This window comes from Sphingomonas sp. EU05-FHT14C10 (assembly GCF_058790595.1).
Window position 1 is genome coordinate 73980 of sequence record NZ_JBYTEN010000016.1, and the last position, 17792, is coordinate 91771.

At 66.3% G+C, this 17792-nt stretch carries 22 protein-coding genes and 1 riboswitch; of the genes, 13 read left to right on the forward strand and 9 right to left on the reverse strand.

Annotation, left to right across the window (positions count from 1 at the left end):
• Positions 1-66 precede the first annotated feature (66 nt).
• Both AC3WT0_RS14910 and crtY read right to left on the reverse strand, forming a co-directional pair.
• Complete coding sequence (locus AC3WT0_RS14910) at positions 67-645, reverse strand: LOG family protein (protein ID WP_492754213.1); 579 nt, start codon at positions 643-645, stop codon at positions 67-69.
• Entirely contained in the window at positions 642-1790 is a 1149-nt protein-coding gene (gene crtY, locus AC3WT0_RS14915) for a lycopene beta-cyclase CrtY (protein ID WP_492754214.1), read from the reverse strand. The genes AC3WT0_RS14910 and crtY overlap by 4 nt, the downstream gene beginning before the upstream one ends.
• Positions 1791-1922: 132 nt before the next feature.
• A riboswitch (TPP riboswitch) is annotated at positions 1923-2031 on the forward strand.
• Positions 2032-2084: 53 nt separating this feature from the next.
• On the opposite strand from crtY, the gene thiC reads away from it, so the two are divergent.
• From thiC to ung, 11 genes are all read left to right on the forward strand, one after another.
• Complete coding sequence (thiC, locus tag AC3WT0_RS14920; protein ID WP_492754215.1) at positions 2085-3947, forward strand: phosphomethylpyrimidine synthase ThiC; 1863 nt, start codon at positions 2085-2087, stop codon at positions 3945-3947.
• Between the two features lie 98 nt (positions 3948-4045).
• Entirely contained in the window at positions 4046-4249 is a 204-nt protein-coding gene (locus AC3WT0_RS14925) for a hypothetical protein (RefSeq protein ID WP_492754216.1), read from the forward strand.
• 33 nt (positions 4250-4282) lie between these two features.
• Entirely contained in the window at positions 4283-4672 is a 390-nt protein-coding gene (locus AC3WT0_RS14930; RefSeq protein WP_492754217.1) for a DUF4440 domain-containing protein, read from the forward strand.
• Positions 4673-4768: 96 nt separating this feature from the next.
• Positions 4769-5290 (forward strand): phage tail protein, encoded by a 522-nt coding sequence (locus AC3WT0_RS14935; RefSeq protein WP_492754218.1) that lies wholly within the window; start codon positions 4769-4771, stop codon positions 5288-5290.
• A 235-nt stretch (positions 5291-5525) separates the two neighbouring features.
• Entirely contained in the window at positions 5526-6110 is a 585-nt protein-coding gene (locus AC3WT0_RS14940) for an Ivy family c-type lysozyme inhibitor (protein ID WP_492754219.1), read from the forward strand.
• 87 nt (positions 6111-6197) lie between these two features.
• The gene (locus AC3WT0_RS14945; RefSeq protein ID WP_492754221.1) at positions 6198-6944 is read left to right on the forward strand and encodes a sulfite exporter TauE/SafE family protein; all 747 of its coding nucleotides are present in this window, start codon (positions 6198-6200) and stop codon (positions 6942-6944) included.
• Positions 6941-7312, forward strand: a complete 372-nt coding sequence (locus tag AC3WT0_RS14950; RefSeq protein ID WP_492754222.1) for a ribose-phosphate pyrophosphokinase — start codon at positions 6941-6943, stop codon at positions 7310-7312. The genes AC3WT0_RS14945 and AC3WT0_RS14950 overlap by 4 nt, the downstream gene beginning before the upstream one ends.
• Entirely contained in the window at positions 7302-7751 is a 450-nt protein-coding gene (locus AC3WT0_RS14955) for a cupin domain-containing protein (RefSeq protein WP_492754223.1), read from the forward strand. The genes AC3WT0_RS14950 and AC3WT0_RS14955 overlap by 11 nt, the downstream gene beginning before the upstream one ends.
• A 16-nt stretch (positions 7752-7767) precedes the next feature.
• Positions 7768-8616, forward strand: a complete 849-nt coding sequence (locus tag AC3WT0_RS14960) for an SDR family NAD(P)-dependent oxidoreductase (protein WP_492754225.1) — start codon at positions 7768-7770, stop codon at positions 8614-8616.
• Positions 8617-8649: 33 nt separating this feature from the next.
• Complete coding sequence (locus tag AC3WT0_RS14965; protein WP_492754226.1) at positions 8650-8949, forward strand: alkylphosphonate utilization protein; 300 nt, start codon at positions 8650-8652, stop codon at positions 8947-8949.
• Positions 8950-8956: 7 nt separating this feature from the next.
• Positions 8957-9646, forward strand: a complete 690-nt coding sequence (gene ung, locus AC3WT0_RS14970; protein ID WP_492754227.1) for a uracil-DNA glycosylase — start codon at positions 8957-8959, stop codon at positions 9644-9646.
• Between the two features lie 13 nt (positions 9647-9659).
• Here the strand turns inward: ung and AC3WT0_RS14975 are convergent, their stop codons facing one another.
• The gene (locus AC3WT0_RS14975; protein WP_492754229.1) at positions 9660-10169 is read right to left on the reverse strand and encodes a hypothetical protein; all 510 of its coding nucleotides are present in this window, start codon (positions 10167-10169) and stop codon (positions 9660-9662) included.
• Between the two features lie 56 nt (positions 10170-10225).
• Positions 10226-10963 (reverse strand): DUF4893 domain-containing protein, encoded by a 738-nt coding sequence (locus AC3WT0_RS14980; RefSeq protein ID WP_492754230.1) that lies wholly within the window; start codon positions 10961-10963, stop codon positions 10226-10228.
• 209 nt (positions 10964-11172) lie between these two features.
• Between AC3WT0_RS14980 and AC3WT0_RS14985 the strand changes: the two genes are divergently transcribed.
• Positions 11173-11751 (forward strand): DUF7010 family protein, encoded by a 579-nt coding sequence (locus AC3WT0_RS14985; RefSeq protein ID WP_492754231.1) that lies wholly within the window; start codon positions 11173-11175, stop codon positions 11749-11751.
• A gap of 241 nt (positions 11752-11992) precedes the next feature.
• On the opposite strand, the gene AC3WT0_RS14990 is transcribed toward AC3WT0_RS14985, so the two are convergent.
• The 5 genes from AC3WT0_RS14990 to AC3WT0_RS15010 all read right to left on the reverse strand — a co-directional run bounded on the left by AC3WT0_RS14990 (position 11993) and on the right by AC3WT0_RS15010 (position 17010).
• Complete coding sequence (locus AC3WT0_RS14990) at positions 11993-12994, reverse strand: hypothetical protein (RefSeq protein WP_492754233.1); 1002 nt, start codon at positions 12992-12994, stop codon at positions 11993-11995.
• Positions 12995-13029: 35 nt separating this feature from the next.
• A complete protein-coding gene (locus tag AC3WT0_RS14995) occupies positions 13030-13302 on the reverse strand; it encodes a hypothetical protein (RefSeq protein WP_492754234.1) in 273 nt (90 codons plus the stop codon).
• A gap of 237 nt (positions 13303-13539) precedes the next feature.
• Complete coding sequence (locus AC3WT0_RS15000) at positions 13540-15246, reverse strand: serine hydrolase domain-containing protein (RefSeq protein WP_492754236.1); 1707 nt, start codon at positions 15244-15246, stop codon at positions 13540-13542.
• A gap of 73 nt (positions 15247-15319) precedes the next feature.
• Entirely contained in the window at positions 15320-16684 is a 1365-nt protein-coding gene (locus AC3WT0_RS15005; RefSeq protein ID WP_492754237.1) for a cytochrome P450, read from the reverse strand.
• Entirely contained in the window at positions 16681-17010 is a 330-nt protein-coding gene (locus AC3WT0_RS15010; protein WP_492754238.1) for a PilZ domain-containing protein, read from the reverse strand. Before AC3WT0_RS15010 ends, AC3WT0_RS15005 begins: the two co-directional genes overlap by 4 nt.
• 120 nt (positions 17011-17130) lie before the next feature.
• On the opposite strand from AC3WT0_RS15010, the gene AC3WT0_RS15015 reads away from it, so the two are divergent.
• A complete protein-coding gene (locus AC3WT0_RS15015) occupies positions 17131-17718 on the forward strand; it encodes a YdeI/OmpD-associated family protein (RefSeq protein WP_492754239.1) in 588 nt (195 codons plus the stop codon).
• Positions 17719-17792 lie beyond the last annotated feature (74 nt).

The window sequence follows — 17792 nt, forward strand, 5'->3', positions numbered from 1 at the left end:
GACGCCTTTAGAGGGCAAACCCGCCGGGCGCCATTTCGCTCCGCATCTTTCGATTGCGGCCCTGCGCTAAAGATCCTCGCGCCCGATCCACTTGCCGACCTGTGGCGGGATATAGTCGCCCAGCCGGTCGAGCAGGTCCGCCACCGCGCCCACCTCGATCAGCATCGATCGATGGTCCTGCGTCAGGAAGCCCGATCGCACCGCGCCGTCGAGGAAATCGACCAGCGCGTCATAATAGCCCGCGACGTTGACGATCGCGCACGGCTTGGGATGCCAGCCCAGCTGCCCCCACGTCCACACCTCGAACAGCTCCTCCATCGTGCCGATCCCGCCGGGCAGCGCGACGAAAGCGTCGGCCTTCTCCGCCATCAGCGCCTTGCGCTCGTGCATGTCGGCGGTGACGTGGAGCTGGCTGCAGCCCTTGTGCGCGACCTCGCGGTCGACCAGCGCCTGCGGGATCACGCCGATCACTTCGCCGCCGCCGGCCAGCGCCGCGTCCGCCAGCACGCCCATCAGGCCGACATTGCCGCCGCCATAGACCAGCCCGATCCCCGCCTCCGCCAGCAGCGCGCCCAGTTCACGCGCGGCATCGGCATGGACGGGGTCGCTCCCCAGGCTCGATCCGCAATAGACGGCAATCCTCATCGCTCGCTTCCCATCAGTGCTCGGAAGGTCTGCGATAGGGGCAGCGACGGGCGTCCGGCAAGGATGCGCAGCTTGTCGGCAGGCGTCGACTGCATCGCGTTGAAGCGATCGATCAGCCTGGGCGGCAGGCGGTAAAGCCGTTCGAACAGGCGATAGCGCGCATCGTCGTCGGCGACGTGGAACAGCATCTTGGCGACCATGCGGTAGAAGCTCCGCTCGCCCCAGGCGCGTGCGGCATGGACGCGCAGCGCTTCGTGGAGCGCGGGGCCGCTGAGATCGGGCAGCTCGGCGACATGGGCGGCCAGCCGCACCGCGTCGGCGACTGCGGCGCCGGTCGCGGGGTGGAGCAAGGCGGCGCGCGCGCCGGCCTTGGCGGCATGTTCGCCCCCCGATTCCCAATAGCCGTCGAAGCCGCCGTCGAGCAGCATCGGCGTCACGCCCGTCTCCTCCGCCGTCGTCTCGCCGACGCGCCAGCCATGCTGGTCGGCATAATCGTCGATCCTGCGGCGCATCTGGTGCGCATCGGCCAGCCGCCGGTCGCTATAATAGCAGGCGGCGACGAACAGCCGTCGCGCACCCAGCGGCAGCACCTGCATGAAGTGGCAGCCATCCTGCTGCGGCACCGCCGCGTCCATCACGATCGGCATCTCGATCCCGTGCGGCCGATCGAGCAGCAACTCGCGTCCCAGATATTTGCGCCAGCGTATGTCGAGCAGCCCCAGATCGCCCGGCCCGCGCGCGTCGATGACGCCCGCCGCGTCGATCGTCCGCCCGTTCGCCAGCACGACGCGCGTCGCCGATGCGCGCGCGATCCGGGCATGGACGGGTGTGTCGGGCGCCAGCACGCGCCGCAGCCCCGCATCATGCTCGGCCGGGCGCACCGCGTGATAACGGACGCCCAGCGACCGGCGGTGCGCGGGGAAGACGACGTCATAGCCGTTCCACGTCCGCGACAGGAAAGGCTCGACGATCCAGCGATGCTCGGGCTCGATATCGTTGGCGGGGAAGGCCCAGACGCGCCCGCCGCCCAGCACCGGCTGCGCCTCGATCAGCCGCAACGACAGATCGGGCCGCCGCACGCTCAGCGCGTGCGCGATCAACCCGCCGGCAAGCCCGCCGCCAAGTATGGCGAGGTCGCAGCGCATCGAACCGTCCATCGCGCCCGGTTAGCGCATTTATCGCCGGCGCGGAAATCGGCGTCTCCGCCCGCTCCATTTCGGGACGGCGCCGGCGGCCGAAGACGAGTCTTCCCACCGCCCGCGAAGCCGCCTACAGTCCGTGCATCCCCGGGGGGCCGCGCGAGCGGCTGAGAGGCGGCTGATCGGCCGCGACCCGCTGAACCTGATCCGGTTTACACCGGCGGAGGGAGCGGACAGCGCGGATGGTCCGGGAGACCATCGGGCAGGCCGCTCAATTCCGAAAACACGGAGTGAGAGACAATGGCCGACATCCCTGCCCGCACCGAGCTGAAAGTCACCACCGGCCCGATCCGCGGCAGCCGCAAGGTCCATGTCGGCCCGCTCCGGGTCGCGATGCGCGAGATCGATCTGGAGCCGTCGTCGGGCGAGCCCCCGCTTCGCGTCTACGACACCAGCGGCCCCTATACCGATCCCGCCGCGACGATCGACATCATGGCGGGCCTCCCCCAGCACCGCCGCCAGTGGATCGAGGCGCGCGGCGACGTCGAGAGCTATGACGGGCGCGACGTCCGTCCCGAGGATAACGGCCAGCTCGGTCCGGATCGCTCGGGCGGCGTCCCGCGCTTCCCCGCCACCGGGCGCAGGCCGCTCCGCGCCAGGGCGGGGATGAATGTCAGCCAGATGCACTATGCGCGGCGCGGCATCATCACGCCCGAGATGGAATATGTCGCCATCCGCGAGAATATGGGCCGCGATGCGCTGAAGGAGGCGCTGGTCCGCGACGGGCAGGATTGGGGCGCCAGCATCCCCGATCACGTCACGCCCGAGTTCGTGCGTGACGAGGTGGCGCGCGGCCGCGCGATCATCCCGTCGAACATCAACCACCCCGAAAGCGAGCCGATGGCGATCGGCCGCAATTTCCTGGTGAAGATCAACGCCAATATCGGCAATTCGGCGGTCGCGTCGGACGTGGCGAGCGAGGTCGACAAGCTCGTCTGGTCGATCCGCTGGGGCGCCGACACGGTGATGGACCTGTCGACCGGCCGCAACATCCACGACACGCGCGAATGGATCATCCGCAACTCGCCCGTGCCGATCGGCACCGTGCCCATCTATCAGGCGCTGGAGAAGGTCGGCGGCATCGCCGAGGATCTGACGTGGGAAATCTTCCGCGACACGCTGATCGAGCAGGCCGAGCAGGGCGTCGACTATTTCACCATCCATGCCGGCGTGCGCCTGCCCTATATCCCGCTCACCGCGAAGCGCGTGACGGGCATCGTCTCGCGCGGCGGATCGATCATGGCGAAATGGTGCCTCGCGCACCACAAGGAGAGCTTCCTCTACGAGCGCTTCGACGAGATCACCGAGATCATGAAGGCCTATGACATCGCCTATTCGCTGGGCGACGGCCTGCGCCCCGGATCGATCGCCGACGCAAACGACGAAGCCCAGTTCGCCGAGCTCTATACGCTGGGCGAGCTGACCAGGCGCGCCTGGGAACAGGATGTGCAGGTGATGATCGAAGGCCCCGGCCATGTGCCGATGCACAAGATCAAGGAGAATATGGACAAGCAGCTCGCCGCCTGCGGCGAGGCGCCTTTCTACACATTGGGGCCGCTGACCACCGATATCGCGCCGGGCTATGATCATATCACCAGCGGCATCGGCGCCGCGATGATCGGCTGGTACGGCACGGCGATGCTTTGCTACGTCACGCCCAAGGAGCATCTGGGCCTGCCCGATCGCGACGATGTGAAGGTCGGCGTCGTCACCTACAAGCTCGCCGCCCACGCCGCCGATCTGGCCAAGGGCCACCCGGCGGCCAAGCTGCGCGACGACGCGCTAAGCCGCGCGCGCTTCGAATTCCGCTGGCGCGACCAGTTCAACCTGTCGCTCGATCCCGACACGGCGGAAAAATATCACGATCAGACGCTCCCCGCCGAAGGCGCCAAGACCGCGCATTTCTGCTCGATGTGCGGGCCTAAGTTCTGCTCGATGAAGATCACGCAGGAAGTACGCGACTTCGCCGCCAAGCAGAATGCCGGCCCCGAGACGTTCATCGCTGCCGAGGAAGCCGAGGTCGGCATGGCCAAGATGAGCGAGCTCTACAACGAGACTGGCCGCGAGCTTTACATGGGCGCTGGCGGGCGGGAGCATGATTGAGCGTCGCTTTGTTGCGGGCGAGTGACAGGTGCTGATGCGGCCGGCGTAAACAGGGATAATATCCGGGCTCCGGTCGATACTGGCTATGGGGGTGTGGGATGGGCATTCTCAATACGGCGGCACGCGGCGGCTGCTTGCTTGGCTTCATTGGTTTCGTGGCGGGATTTGTCGGGCCGATGATTTTCACGCCCGAAGCCAATCAGGGGCCGATGCTGGGCATCTTCATAACCGGGCCGCTCGGTTTCGTGCTTGGTTTCATCCTGAGCGCGGTCTGGGCGATCCTACGACGCGATCCCGGCTGAACCCGCTGCCCTGAACAGATGAGGTCTTGGAACATGGGCGACGCCGCAGAGCTTGCCATCCGCGTCCGCCGCGCGGCCTTCAATCGCGCCATCGTGGAAGGCGATGCCGCCGCCATCGGCTCGGTCCTCGCGCGCGATTGCGTGATGATTACGGGCAGCGACAGCGCGGTGATCAGCGGCCGTCGCGAACAGGTTCAGGTCTGGCGGCGCGAATTCGCTTCGCCTCGTCGTCTTGCCTGCACGCGCACGCCGACGCGTTTCTTCATGTCAAAAGTCGAACCGATCGCACTCGAACAGGGCGATTGGCGCGGATGCATCGACGGCGAGGCCACCCCGGCCGCATCGGGCGTCTATACGGCCAAGTGGCGACTGATGGACGGTCAGTGGGTCATCGAGGCCGAGATTTTCGTGACCCTGGCCTGATTGCAGGCTGATGTGGAGGGGCTTGTCGCCGCCCCGCATTGACTCCGCGCGTGCGATCCGGCCTCCTCGCCGCGCAACCGCAGGGAGGCGCGTGCCATGCCGCAGTTCACCGTCAATCCGCAGCGTTTCGACCCCTACAAGAACTTCAAGTTCCGCCTGAAATGGGACGGGCGCTATATCGTCGGCGTCTCGCGTGTCAGCGGGCTGCGCCGCACCACCGAGGTGGTGAAGCATCGCGAGGGCGGCGATCCGTCCGCCGTGCGCAACGCGCCCGGCGCGACCGTCTATGAGCCGCTGGTGATCGAGCGCGGCGTCACCCACGATCTCGAGTTCGAGCATTGGGCCAACAAGGTCCATAATTTCGGCGCGGGGCTGGGCAGCGAGGTCTCGCTCAAGGATTTCCGCAAGGATGTGGTCCTCGAGCTTTTCAACGAGGCCGGGCAGGTGGTGATCGCCTACAATATCTATCGCTGCTGGCCGTCGGAGTTCCACGCGCTCCCCGATCTCGACGCCAACGGCAACGCCATCGCGATCCAGACGCTCGTCCTCCAGAATGAAGGCTGGGAGCGCGACTATGACGTGCTCGAACCCGCCGAGCCGAGCTTCGACGCGCCCTGATCCGCCCGGCGACTGCGTGCAACATGCTGTCCTACAGGCGGCTTTTCTGCTTCATTCGGGGCATGCTCCATGCCCGTACCGCCTGCCCGCCTCCGCCTCGTCGCGCCCGCCGCGATGCGCGTCATGGCATGAAGTTGAGAATCGACGCTCCAGCCTGTCAACTTTGTCAACTTCGGCGCGCTAACCGGCTGATTTCCATGCCTTTCGTCCAGGCCACAAAAAGAGGGAAAGTCCGATGAACCAACGCCTGTTGATCGCCGCCGCGCCGCTCGCGCTGCTGCTCGTCACCGGCTGCAGCAAGGCGCCGACCGAGGCCGCCGATGCCAATGCCGCCGCGCCTCTGGACAATGACTCCACGGACGCCGGGGACAATGCGGCGGACCCTGCCGCAGCGTCGCCCGATGCGGGCAATGACGCCGCCGCCAATGTCGCCGCACCGGACTCGCCGCCGCCCACCGGCCTGCTGTCCGCCTATGTCGGCAAATATCCGTTCGACAAGGTCGAGGGCCGCACCTTCCTCGATCAGCCGAGCGTGAAGGCCGCGGTCGCCGCCACCGTCGGCGACGCCGGGGTGCGCAGGTTCGTCTTCACCTCGAACGGCCCCAACGCGCCGATCGCGCTCAAGGACGGCCGCCTGCTCGCCTGGGGCTGCGAGGCGCATAATTGCGGCTTCCACAACTGGACGATCGCGATCACGCCCGACGGCAAGGATGCGCAGGTCTGCTTCTACCAGAATGACGCGAGCGCCGAGGGCGAATCGACCTGGTATCTGCCCGGCGGCAGGACCGAGAAGCGCGCCGGCAACTGCCCGTCCGAATGACGCTGGACGATCGGACGCGGATTGCGTGGACGCTGACGTGACGGAAGGCGTGACGGCGGGGGCTGAACTGCCCTAAGCCTCGGGGCGATGGTCTCCGATCCCGCCTTCATCGTCGCCGCCGTCATCGCCGTCACGCTCGTCGGCCTCGCCAAGGGTGGGTTCGCGGGGCTGGGCGCGCTGGGCACGCCGATCCTGGCGCTCGTCGTGCCGCCGGTCACCGCCGCCGCGATCCTGCTGCCCATCCTCATCGTGCAGGATGTCGTCAGCGTCTGGAGCTTCCGGCACAGCTGGAACGGGCGGATCATCATGGTGATGATGCCCGGCGCGCTCGTCGGCGTCGTCATCGGCTGGGCCTTCGCCGCGCTGCTGCGCGAGGAAGCGGTGATGGGGGCGATCGGGATGATCTCGATCCTGTTCGGGCTGTGGCGTCTCTATCTCGAACGCGGCGGCCGGTCGCCCGCGCCGTCGACATCGCCCGACTGGGTCGGGGCGCTGTTCGGCGTGGCGACGGGCTTCGCCAGCCAGATCGCGCATGCCGGCAGCCCGCCCTTCCAGATGTGGGTCGCGCCGAAACGGCTGCCGCATCTCGAATATGTCGGCACCGCCGCGATCTGCTTCGCGCTGATCAACTGGGCGAAGGTGCCTGCCTATCTCGCGCTCGGCCAGTTCACCCGCGCCAATCTGATCGTCTCCGCCGCGCTCATGCCCGTAGCGATCGCCTCGACGCTCGGGGGCGTCTGGCTCATCCGCCGCGTCAACAACCAGAGCTTCTACATCATCGTCTATGTGCTGATGATAGCGCTTGGCGTGAAGCTCGTCATGGACGCGCTGTGAGCGAGGACAGCCCGATCGCCGACGTCGCGCGCGTCCGCGCGATCCTGATCGCCGCCGCCCGCGCCGAAGAGACGATCAGCTATTCCGCACTGCTCGGCCAGCTCGGCCTGCGCTTCACCCGCCCGCGCATGCGCGCGCTGTGCAAGACCCTCGGCGCGATCGACGATGCCGGCGCCGCGCGCGGCGAGCCCGAGCTTGCCGTGCTCGTGGTGCGCGAAGGCGACGGGCTGCCCGGTCAGGGCTGGTGGGCGGGCGGACGCGCCGTCATGATGGGGCATGACGGCGACTGGACAGGGCCGGAGGCGCGCGCCTTCGTCCGTGAGCTGCAGCAGGAGGCCTATGGCTGGTGGCGCGACCATGAGCAGTGACGAGGTGGTGACCGGCGACCCGCAGGCGATCGTCGCGAAGCTCGGCCTCGCGCCGCATCCCGAAGGCGGCTGGTATCGCGAGACGTGGCGCGCGCCGGCCGCGGCTGGCGAACGCGCGATCGCGACGGCGATCCATTTCCTTCTCGAAGCCGGCCAGAAATCGCATTGGCACAAGGTCGATGCCGCCGAGATCTGGCTGTGGCATGCCGGGCATCCGCTCAGGCTGTCGATGGCGGCGGACGATGCCGGGCCGGCGCGCGCCGTCCGGCTCGGCCCCGACGTGCTGGCGGGCGACGTGCCGCAGCAACTGATCGCGCCGGGCGAATGGCAGGCGGCTGAGGCGGACAGGGGCTGGGCGCTGGTATCGTGCATCGTCGCGCCGGGTTTCGAATTTTCGGGTTTCACGCTCGCGCCGGCTGACTGGGCGCCGGGACGATAAGATAAGGGAGAAGGACATGGCATTCGACGGGCAGACGATCTGGATCACCGGCGCTTCGTCGGGGATCGGCGAGGCGCTTGCGCGTGCGCTGGCGGCGCAGGGCGCGAAGCTGATCCTGTCGGGGCGCCGGCGTGATGCGCTCGATGCGCTGGCCGGGGAGCTTGGTGTCGAAACGCTGGTCCTTCCCTTCGAGGCGACCGACTGGGCCGCGCTTGCGCCAGCGGTCGATGCCGCGTGGGGTTGGCGGGGCGGCGTGGACATGCTCGTCAACAATGCCGGGATCAGCCAGCGCAGCCTGGCGGTCGACACCAGCCCCGAAGTCTATCGCGCGATCGTCGATACCGATCTGCTCGCACCCATCTGGCTCACCCAGCTGATCCTGCCGCGCATGGCCGAGCGCCGGCGGGGGCATATCGTCGGGATCAGCTCGGTCGCGGGGCGCGTGGGCGTGGTGCTGCGCACCGCCTATTGCGCGGCCAAGCACGGGCTGATCGGCTATTGCGACGCGCTGCGCGCCGAGGTCGAGCAGGCTTACGGCATCCGCGTGACGACCGTGCTCCCCGGATCGGTCAGGACGCAGGTGGCGGCGAACGCGCTGCAGGCCGACGGGTCGCGGCGCGGGGCGTCCGACGCCAATATCGACGGCGGCATGGAGGCCGGGGAATGCGTCCGCCGCATGCTGGCAGGGATCGAGGCCGGCGAGCGCGAGATCATCATCGCCGAGGGCGGCGAGGCGATGGTCGCCGGGCTGCGCTTCACTGCACCCGACAAGCTGTTCGACATGCTTGCGGGCGCGGGCGCGAAACTGGCCGAGGAGCGCGAAAGCGCGGGCGCGGGCTGGCGGCCGGAGCCGGCGAAGGTATAGGCAGGCGCGGCCGGGCAAGCGAAAGGAAGAGCATTGAGCGACGAAGACTATGTCTATGACGAGGCGAGCGGCGAATGGATCAGCGCCGCCGAGGCGCGTGATCGCGCCGGCCAATCTGCAGTGGAAGTGCGCGATGCCGTCGGCAACCTGCTCGTCGACGGCGACAGCGTGACCTTGGTCAAGGATCTGAAGGTCAAGGGCACCAGCCAGACGCTCAAGCGCGGCACGGTCATCAAGTCGATCCGCCTGACCGGCGACGAGCAGGAAATCGATTGCCGCCACGAGACGATCAAGGGGCTCGTGCTGCGCGCCGAGTTCGTGAAGAAGCGCTGATCGGGCGATGAGCGGCGCGGTCAAACTCGGGGAAAGCTGGCTCGCGCCGCTCGGCGGCGAGTTCGAGAGCGATTATATGCGCCAGCTCCGCGCTTTCCTTGTCGGCGAGAAGGAAAGCGGCAAGCGCATCTTCCCGCTGGGCAGCGAATGGTTTCGCGCGCTCGACCTCACCCCGCTCGACAAGGTGCGCGTCGTCATATTGGGGCAGGATCCCTATCACGGGCCGGGGCAGGCGCATGGCCTGTGCTTCAGCGTGAAGCCGGGGGTGCGGACGCCGCCGAGCCTCGTCAACATCTACAAGGAATTGCAGAGCGACCTCGGCATCGCACCCGCGCGCCACGGCTTCCTCGAGCATTGGGCGAAGCAGGGCGTGCTCCTGCTCAACAGCGTGCTGACGGTCGAGATGGGGCAGGCGGCGTCGCATCAGGGCAAGGGGTGGGAACGCTTCACCGACGCAGTGATCGCCGCCGTCAACGCCCGCACCGATCCCGTCGTGTTCATGCTGTGGGGCAGCTATGCGCAGAAGAAGGCGGCCTTTGTCGACCAGAGCCGGCATCTGGTGCTGAAGGCCGCGCACCCATCGCCGCTATCCGCGCATAACGGCTTTCTCGGCTGCCGCCATTTCTCCAAGGCCAACGCCTTCCTCGAGGCGCATGGCCAGAAGCCGATCGACTGGGCGCTTCCCGAAACGGCCTAGCGCCGCGTCGCGCTCATTTCTGATCGTCGACGTTCAGCGTGCCGCTGGTGTGGCCCGCCGCGCCGGGCTTGAGATCGAGCGAGAAGGCGTCGCCATCGTCGGTGGTGCCCGCAAGGCCGGCGGCGGAGGCGGAGAATTTGAAGGCCTTCTTCGTCATCTCCTTGCCGAACCAGTCCTTGACCGTGGCGGCATCGGCGGGGGCGTCGAAGGCGATGCGGACCTGGCCGCCGCTGTGAGTGCGATCGTTGGCGGTGACGTTCATGCCGGTGACCTTCGAGCCCGGGTAGAGCTTCACCCCGCCGATATCGACATCGTCGGCGTCGAGCTGGATCTTGGGCAGCGCGATCGCGGCCTTGAGGCCGGGGGCGTCGATCGTGACGCCGCCGGTCGTGCCGTCGACGCCCGCCTTCACCTTGCCGCCGCTTTCGGTGGTGGCGTCGAGCGAGAAGTTGGTGCCTTCGCCGTGGCTGTTGCAGGCGGCGAGGAGCGACGAGGTTGCCAGCAAGGTTATCAGGCGAATCACGCTAATCCCCGTGTGTATTGCTCATATAACACAGTTACGCTCATCCGGAGCGCGGGTCAAGCGGGCGGGCGGGCGATGGGATCGGCGAGGGGCGAAAGCTCGAGAATGTCGAGCAGCGCATCACCGTGCGGCCAGGGCATGACGAGGCGCCAGCGGAAAGGCGCGACGCGCTCGACATAGCCCACCACGTCGCGATCGGCATCGGCGCCATAGGCCGGCGGCTGCCCCTCCGCATCGCGCGCGACCGCGCCCAGAAACACCATGCGATCGTCGCCGTCGGGCCACAGCCGCCCGGCCGGGCGCTCCGTCCCCGTCTGCTTGACGATGGTGAGCAGCCTGCCCTCGGCCTCGACATAGCAGGCGAAGGGCTTGAAGGCGGTGAAGGCGCGCCCGCGCGACCCGCTTCCGGCGCCAGCCCCGCCGCGCTGCCGACCGAGCCGGACCATGCGGCATTCATAGGGGCCGGGCGAAGGCGCTGCGCGCGGCAACGCCGCATCGGGATCGACCGCCGCGCCCTCCGCCGCCATCGCCGCCGTCATCCGTTCCGCCGCGACATCGGCGCGCGCCGCCGCCCAGGCATCGTGCGCGCGGGCGAGCCGATCCTTGTCGGCCGCGGTGATGAGCGATTGCCATGCGGTGGTGACGCCGTCCTCCGGCATGACCTCGACCACCGGGCGCGGCCCGGCGCTGTCGGCGGTCACCACCGGCGCTTCCTGCCGCGCCGCGCAGGCGGGGAGGAGGAGAAGGAGCAGGGCCGCCGGCCATGGCCGGACGGTCGACAATCGGCGGACCATGAAGCCTCCGCTATCCGATATTGACGCTACCAAAGGGGCGGCCCGGCCATTTTCTGTCGGCCATAAACCCGCCATTTCCGTGCATGAAGGCTGAAGAAATATGGTTAACAAGATGTAAACGTCGCGCCGCCGCCGGGCGCAAGCGCGGGGCGGATGGTCGGGGGCGTTACGATGTGTGTAGGCTGTGCCAAAGCAGGCGGAGGGGGCGAATGGCGGGGATGAGCTTCGAGGAGATGCGCGCGGATTTCATCGTCCGCCGCCGGGGATCGCTGGCGCTGCCGATGACCGGCGCGATCGTCTATAGCGTCGCGGCGCTGCTCAGCCTCGTCGTCGCGCCGCCATGGCATAATCTGACGCTGGCGCTGTGCTTCTGGGCGATCCTGCCGGTGGGGCTGCTGATCGGGCGCATCCGCGGCGAGGAAATGGGATCGCCGCCGGAAAATCCGCTGTTCGACCTGTCGGCCAAGGCGCGGATCATGGCGCTTTCCACCTGGGCGATCCACATCCCGGTGTGGATCTACGCGCCCGCGCTGCTGCCGATCAGCATCGGCATCGGCTTCGCGCTCCACTGGGTGGTCTTCTCATGGACGATCGGGCACCCGCTGGGCTTCGTCCATCTGGGCATGCGCATCGTCTTCGTGCTGTCGGCCTGGCACCTGTGCCCCGCGAACCGGATGGGCGCGGTGAGCGCCGGAATCGCGATCGCCTATCTCATATCGCTGGCGCAGCTGAGCCGGGTCGACTGGCAGAAGCGGCTGGGACTGGCGCGCGATCCGCGTTGGGGGTGAGGAATGACTATCATCCCTCCTCCAATCTGCGCCAGCGCTACCCTCTGGTCAGAACGCTCTAACCTTAGCTGGAACTTTGTCGACATCTTTGAAAGCATAAGAGATTCGCGCGCGAGTCATCTCTACGGCTGTGGCGAACGCCTTGTCCCCAAAGTGTGTTTCATCGCGCCTAGATGCCTTGTCTTCGCGCTCTAGAAGGCATTCGAGCGAATTTATGTTCAGCATCGCGTCACCCTCCTCGTTAAGGCCGATCGCGCATACGATCGAAGTACCGCTCATTCAACTCTCGAGGGAAATAGTGTTTCCGCTTAACCCATACAAAGCCTTCTGCCTTGGAGATGACAGCCACGTCGATAGGGCCGCCCACTGTCTCAAACCCACGAGATACACGGCGCTTAATGGAGGTCAGGTTAACGAGCGCCTCAGCCATTCGCGCCATCTCTGGTTTCGGCATAAACTCGACCATTTCCTCAATCTCCGTTTCCGACGATTTTTGGATCGCCTCGAAGCCCTCAGTATGCAACCCTTCGAGAAACCCGTCCTCGGCGGCCTGAGCTCGTGCCCTCATAAATGCTCGGTCATCTTCGGATAAGTCTAAAGCACCAAGTAGCTCATCGGCGATCCTAGGAATCGCACCTCTACAGAATATAGAGATGCTCTCTCTAAGAGGTGTATCGAGGCCATAGAGGAAGCGCTCGACCATTTCTCTCTGTGCAAAGGGTAGTACACGCGCCTTCACGCCGTTACGATCAATGTCGATCAGATTTGTTTGAGCGTATTTTAGTCGCTCTCCCACGACACCCTGAAGCTCATATGAAACAAGAGTTGGAAATAACTCATCCGAACCAAATCCTGCGACGATTACGCCCGTGGAACTCGGACCCACCCCTTGCTTCAATAGGGCACGTCGCATGATCTCCGTGGCCCGTGCTCGCTGTTCATTGCTAGCGGTAACCAGAATATCGGTCGCGAGGCGCTCAAAGAGCTGCAGCTCGTTTGCTGTGAAAGTTACCGGGCCATCTCCGATGAAAAGTGCGTCAGGTAGAGAATCAATAACTCGATGGAATGTATCGAGCTCTCTGTCGATCATCTCACGGCCAATGTCTCCGACGGCCGCATTTTCGGAGTAATGATCCTTAAGATCCTGGGTATCTGGGTCAATAATTTCGTTTAACCACGCCTGTCGGGCTTGATTATTAATATGAAGGAATGCCGGAGCAATATTCCGCTCTAAAGACTGCAATTTTATTCGTTCTGGAGACTGATGAGAAAAATTTGCTAGGTATTGTAAAAATGCTCTCCAGCATCACGAACATTTGCGAATCGAGGCGCATCATTCCGGTATTCTTTGATCAATACGGGAAGTGGGGCGTCCATGAAATTCATGTCGTTATTAATCATGATCGCCAAGGAATCACCTTGAGCCAGCTCAAATAGCTTGTCGGCGCTATCAAATATCTTATGCTGATCATTCCCCGCAGAAATCGTCACCGCACTGTCTGTTGCAAGCACAACGGCGGACTTGTTCAATATCGCGATTTCTGCGGTCACGAGTGCGTCACCCCTAATTCGAATTGAATCACGTATCGTTGATCTTGGCAACCCGACGCGCCATTGTGCGGCGGATTAAAGTTCACAGCTCGCCGAAACGAGCGCCAGTTAGAAAGATTGATGATTCCAAGCACATGAAAGGGATTTTCCTGATTGCGAAAGGAAGCCCGCATGGCGAACGAATAACCGCTGATCTCCCATAAGATCGCCAATTGGCAGAACCTCGTCGCCCCACCCCTAATCAATCCGCACGCAATCCTGCCCGGAGAACAGCATCCGGTAGGGCCGCCCGGCGATCAGCGTGTCGAACAGGAAGCGTTCCTGGCCTTCCTTGTCCTCGGCGGTGCGCCAGAAGCCGCGCTTGTCCTCAACCATTGCGCCGAGGCCGGGGATGGCGAGGCCGCCGTCGCGGATGACGACATCGAAGTCTCCGACCCAGCGATTGGGCGCGCGGTAGCCGCCGGCCAGCAGCTTGAGCCGCGCGGGGGCGGCGGGCTGGGGCGCGGGGGCGGCGTCGCGCGCGTAGAGACGATCGCCGTACCAGAGACGATCGAGCGGGGCGTCTTCGGCCTTGCCGCTCGCCGAGAATTCGAAGGCGAAGGCGGTGTAGCCGGGAAGATCGGTCATCAACATGCCGCCGATCGATTCCAGCCGGCCGGTGCGGCCCTCCACGACCAGATCGGCGCCGGTGCCGCCCACCGACTTGCGGATCTCGAGCGACTTGCCGTCGGCGGCGACCCAGCGGCCGGCGAAGCGATCGGGCTTCGCGACGCGGCGCGGGGCGAAGGGATCGGGCGCTGCGGGCAGCGGCTTGCCCTCCCGCACCGCACGGAGCGCGCGAATGGCGAAGGCAGTGACGCCGGTCGGCCGATGCTCGGCAAGGATACCGTTGACGCTGGCGAAGGCGCCGACGCCGGCGGGCGCATCGACATCGAAGGACGAGGAGAAAAGCAGCATGCCGCCGGTGTGGTGGAGCGTCGGCCGATCGTCGATCGCAAGACGCATGAAGCCCGAGGAATAGCGGCCGCCAATATCCCTGGCCTCGACTGAGTCCGCGAGCAGCGCTTTCGCCGTGGCATCGGGGAAGAGCGGGCCGCCGGCGCCGCGCCCAAGCGCGATGACGTAGCGCAGATAGGCGGCCATATCGTCGGCGGTGGCGACGACGGCGCCCGCCGCCATCGCTTCCTCGGTCCACGGTCCCTCGACCAGCGGCGCGCCGAACATGGGGGTGAGATCGGTGCGCGCGACATAGCCCGTCGCCATATGCGGGCGGTGGGCGTAGCGGATATGCGCGTCGGCATGCTTCATGCCGATGGGGCGCAGCACCGTCTCGCGGATCACCTCGGGATGCGGGCGGCCGGCGACGGCATCGATGATCAGGCCGGCAAGCTCATAGCCGGTGTTGGAATAATAGAAGCGCGCGCCGGGCTTCGGCCCCACCCACAGCCGGCCATCGGGCGTGTGCGGCGGGATGGCCGCGAAATTGGGCAGCCCCGAGACATGATCGAGAAGCTGGAGCGTGCTGATCGGCTCGGGCGGGACGAGGCCTTGCGGCAGGTAGCGCGCGATGGGGGCGCCCAGATCGATCCGGCCCTCCGCCGCGAGCCGCCAGAGCGCGAGCGCGGTGAGCGACTTGGAGATCGAGCCGATCTCGAACAGATGATCGGGGCCGACGGGGATGCGCGCGGTGAGATCTGCCCAGCCGATGCAGAGCGTGGCGGAGAAGCCCTCGTCATCGGTCAGCGCCATGATCATGCCGGGCAGGCCGCTGGCGGCGAGCTCGGCGCGGGCGGCGGCGAGGATCGCATCGATCGCGGGGCCATAGTCGCGCTTGCCGGGCGCCTGGAGGAAGAGGCGGGCGGGCGATGCCTCGATCACCGCGAAGGCCGGTGTCGCGGCGAGCGCCGCCGCGCCGGCGAGCAGCGCGCGTCTGGTGGTCATCATGGCACTGTCCCCTTGCCCCTATTTGGCGTGAGATTAACGGGGCTTGGGGGCGTGTCCAGTGGGGCCGCGCCCCTCAGAGCGGATCGTAGCGGACGGTGAGCGTGTCGCGCGGGCGGGGGATAGGCCAGGTGTGCCAGCGGCGGCTGTCGCGGACGAGCGTGAGCTGGCCGTTGACCAGCAGATGATAGAAGAAGATTTTCGCCTGCATGAAGGCGAAGTGCAGCCCCAGGCACATATGCGCGCCGCCGCCGAAGGGGACCCAGGCATATTTGTGGCGCGCGCGCACCTTTTCGGGCGTGAAGCGCATCGGGTCGAAGCGATTGGGGCTGGGCCAATATTCGGGCATGCGGTGCGTGAAGCCGGTCTGCAACCCGACGAAGGTGCCCGCCGGAAACGCGTAGCCGCCATAGCTGAAGGGCTTGAGCGCTCGGCGCGGGATCGAGGGCACCGGCGGCATCAGGCGCAGCGATTCCTTCATCGCATATTCGGTGAGGACGAGATCGCCGACGCGTTCATAGGGTATGGGGCCGCTGCCGAGCCCGAGGCCGAGCATCTCCTCGCGCAGCCTGTCCTGCCAGTCGCGGTGGCGGGCGAGCATCATCGCCATATAGGCGATGGTCGAGGTGGTGGTGTCGTGCGCCGCCATCATCAGGAAATTGATGTGGTCGATGATCCGGCCGTCGTCGAGCGGGCGGCCCTCCTCGTCGGTCGCGCGACAGATCTGGCTGAAGATGTCCTGCCCGTCGCCCGCGCGGCGTTCCGGAATGGCGTCGCGGAAGTGGCGCGACAGATAGCTGCGCCCGGCGACCCCGCGCCCCATCGCGGTGCCGGGAAGGGGAACGCGCACCACGGCGACGGCGGCGGCGACCATATCGATGAAGGCCTTGTTGATGCGGTCGCACTCGGGGCCGAAGGGGATGCCGAGGAAGCAGGTGGCGGCAAGGTCCAGCGTCAGCGTCTTGACCGCGGGATAGACCTGCACATGCTCGCCGCGCCATTCCCCGGCGCGCGTGGCGATGACGCGGTTGAGCCCCTCGCAATAGCTGCGCATCGCCTCCGGCTTGAAGGCGGCGGAGAGAATGCGGCGATCGGCGCGGTGATGGTCGAAGTCCATCAGCATCAGCCCGCGCGGGAAGACGAGATTGAGGACGGTGCCCCAGCCCTGCTCGGACGAGAAGATGCGATCGCGGTCGAACAGCACGAACTCGTTGGCCTCGGCGCCGAGCAGCGTGACGAGGCGGCCGCCGAAATTCTTCGAGCGATAGACGTTGCCGTAGCGATCGTGCATCCGCTGGACGAAGGCGGGAGGGTCGCTGAGCATCTGGACGGTGGTGCCGACGATCGGCCAGCCGTCCTCGCCCGGCACGTCGGCCAGGATATTGGGGTCGTTTTCCGGCAGCCAATGCGGGTTCGACCTGATCGTGCTGGCCAACGTCACCGCGCGCCGATCCCGACGATCCGGCGTAGCTGGCCGTCATTCACCGGATTGAAGAAGCTGCCGCCGACATGACCAGGTTTGGACCAGACGATGCGGGCAAGCACCGCACCGAGGCCGGGGATGCGCAGGCGGACGAGGCTGCCGGGTGCGACCGCGTCGCTCGTCTCGGCCATGAAGCCTTCGCCTGAGATGTCGCGCAGGACGACGTCGATCCCGTGATAGCCGAGCGCCCGCATCGTGGCCGACGCGCAGACGGCAAGCCGCTCGGCCTGACGCCGGTCGTCCTGCGGTTCATGCTGCACGGCAAGCCTGGCGGCAATGCGCACGGTTAACGGTCCCTCCCTCGCGAGGGCCTTTTAGAACCGCATCCGTAATCAAAGCGTAAAGCCAAGTTGCCGGAAACGTGAAACCGGCGCATCAAAACTGCGCCGAAATGGAGTGAAACGATGCGCGACGATCGGATCGACGCCTATATCGAAAAGGCGGCGCCATTTGCCCGGCCGATCCTTGGCCAGTTGCGCGAGTGGATTCACGCCGCCTGCCCCGAGGCGGAAGAGACGATGCGCTGGAGCAGCCCGAGCTTCACTTACAAGGGGCGTATCCTTGCCGGGTTGGCGGCGTTCAAGGCGCATGCGAGCTTCGGCTTCTGGCAGGGCGAGGCGGCGGCCGGCGAAAAGGGCGAAGGCGCGATGGGGCAGTTCGGGCGGCTGACCAGCCTTGCCGACCTGCCCGACGAAGCTGCGTTCCGCGCGATGGTCGCGAAAGCGATGGCGCTGGGCGAGACGGGGCAGAAACGGCCGGCCAAGCATGCGCCGCGCGCCGCGATCGCCATGCCCGACGACTTGCAGCACGCGATCGATGCCGTGCCGGCGGCCGCAGCGACCTGGGAGGGGTTCCCGCCGGGCAAGCGCCACGATTATCTCGAATGGGTGACCGAGGCGAAGCGCCCGGAGACGCGGGCCAAGCGGATCGCGCAATCGGTCGAATGGCTGGCCGAGGGCAAGGCCCGGCACTGGAAATATGAGAAATGCTGAAACGCAGTGGCGGCGGAACCGGGCCTGGCTCTTCTCCACATCTCCTAGCCCCCGAAACAGGCGTTCGCCTCTGG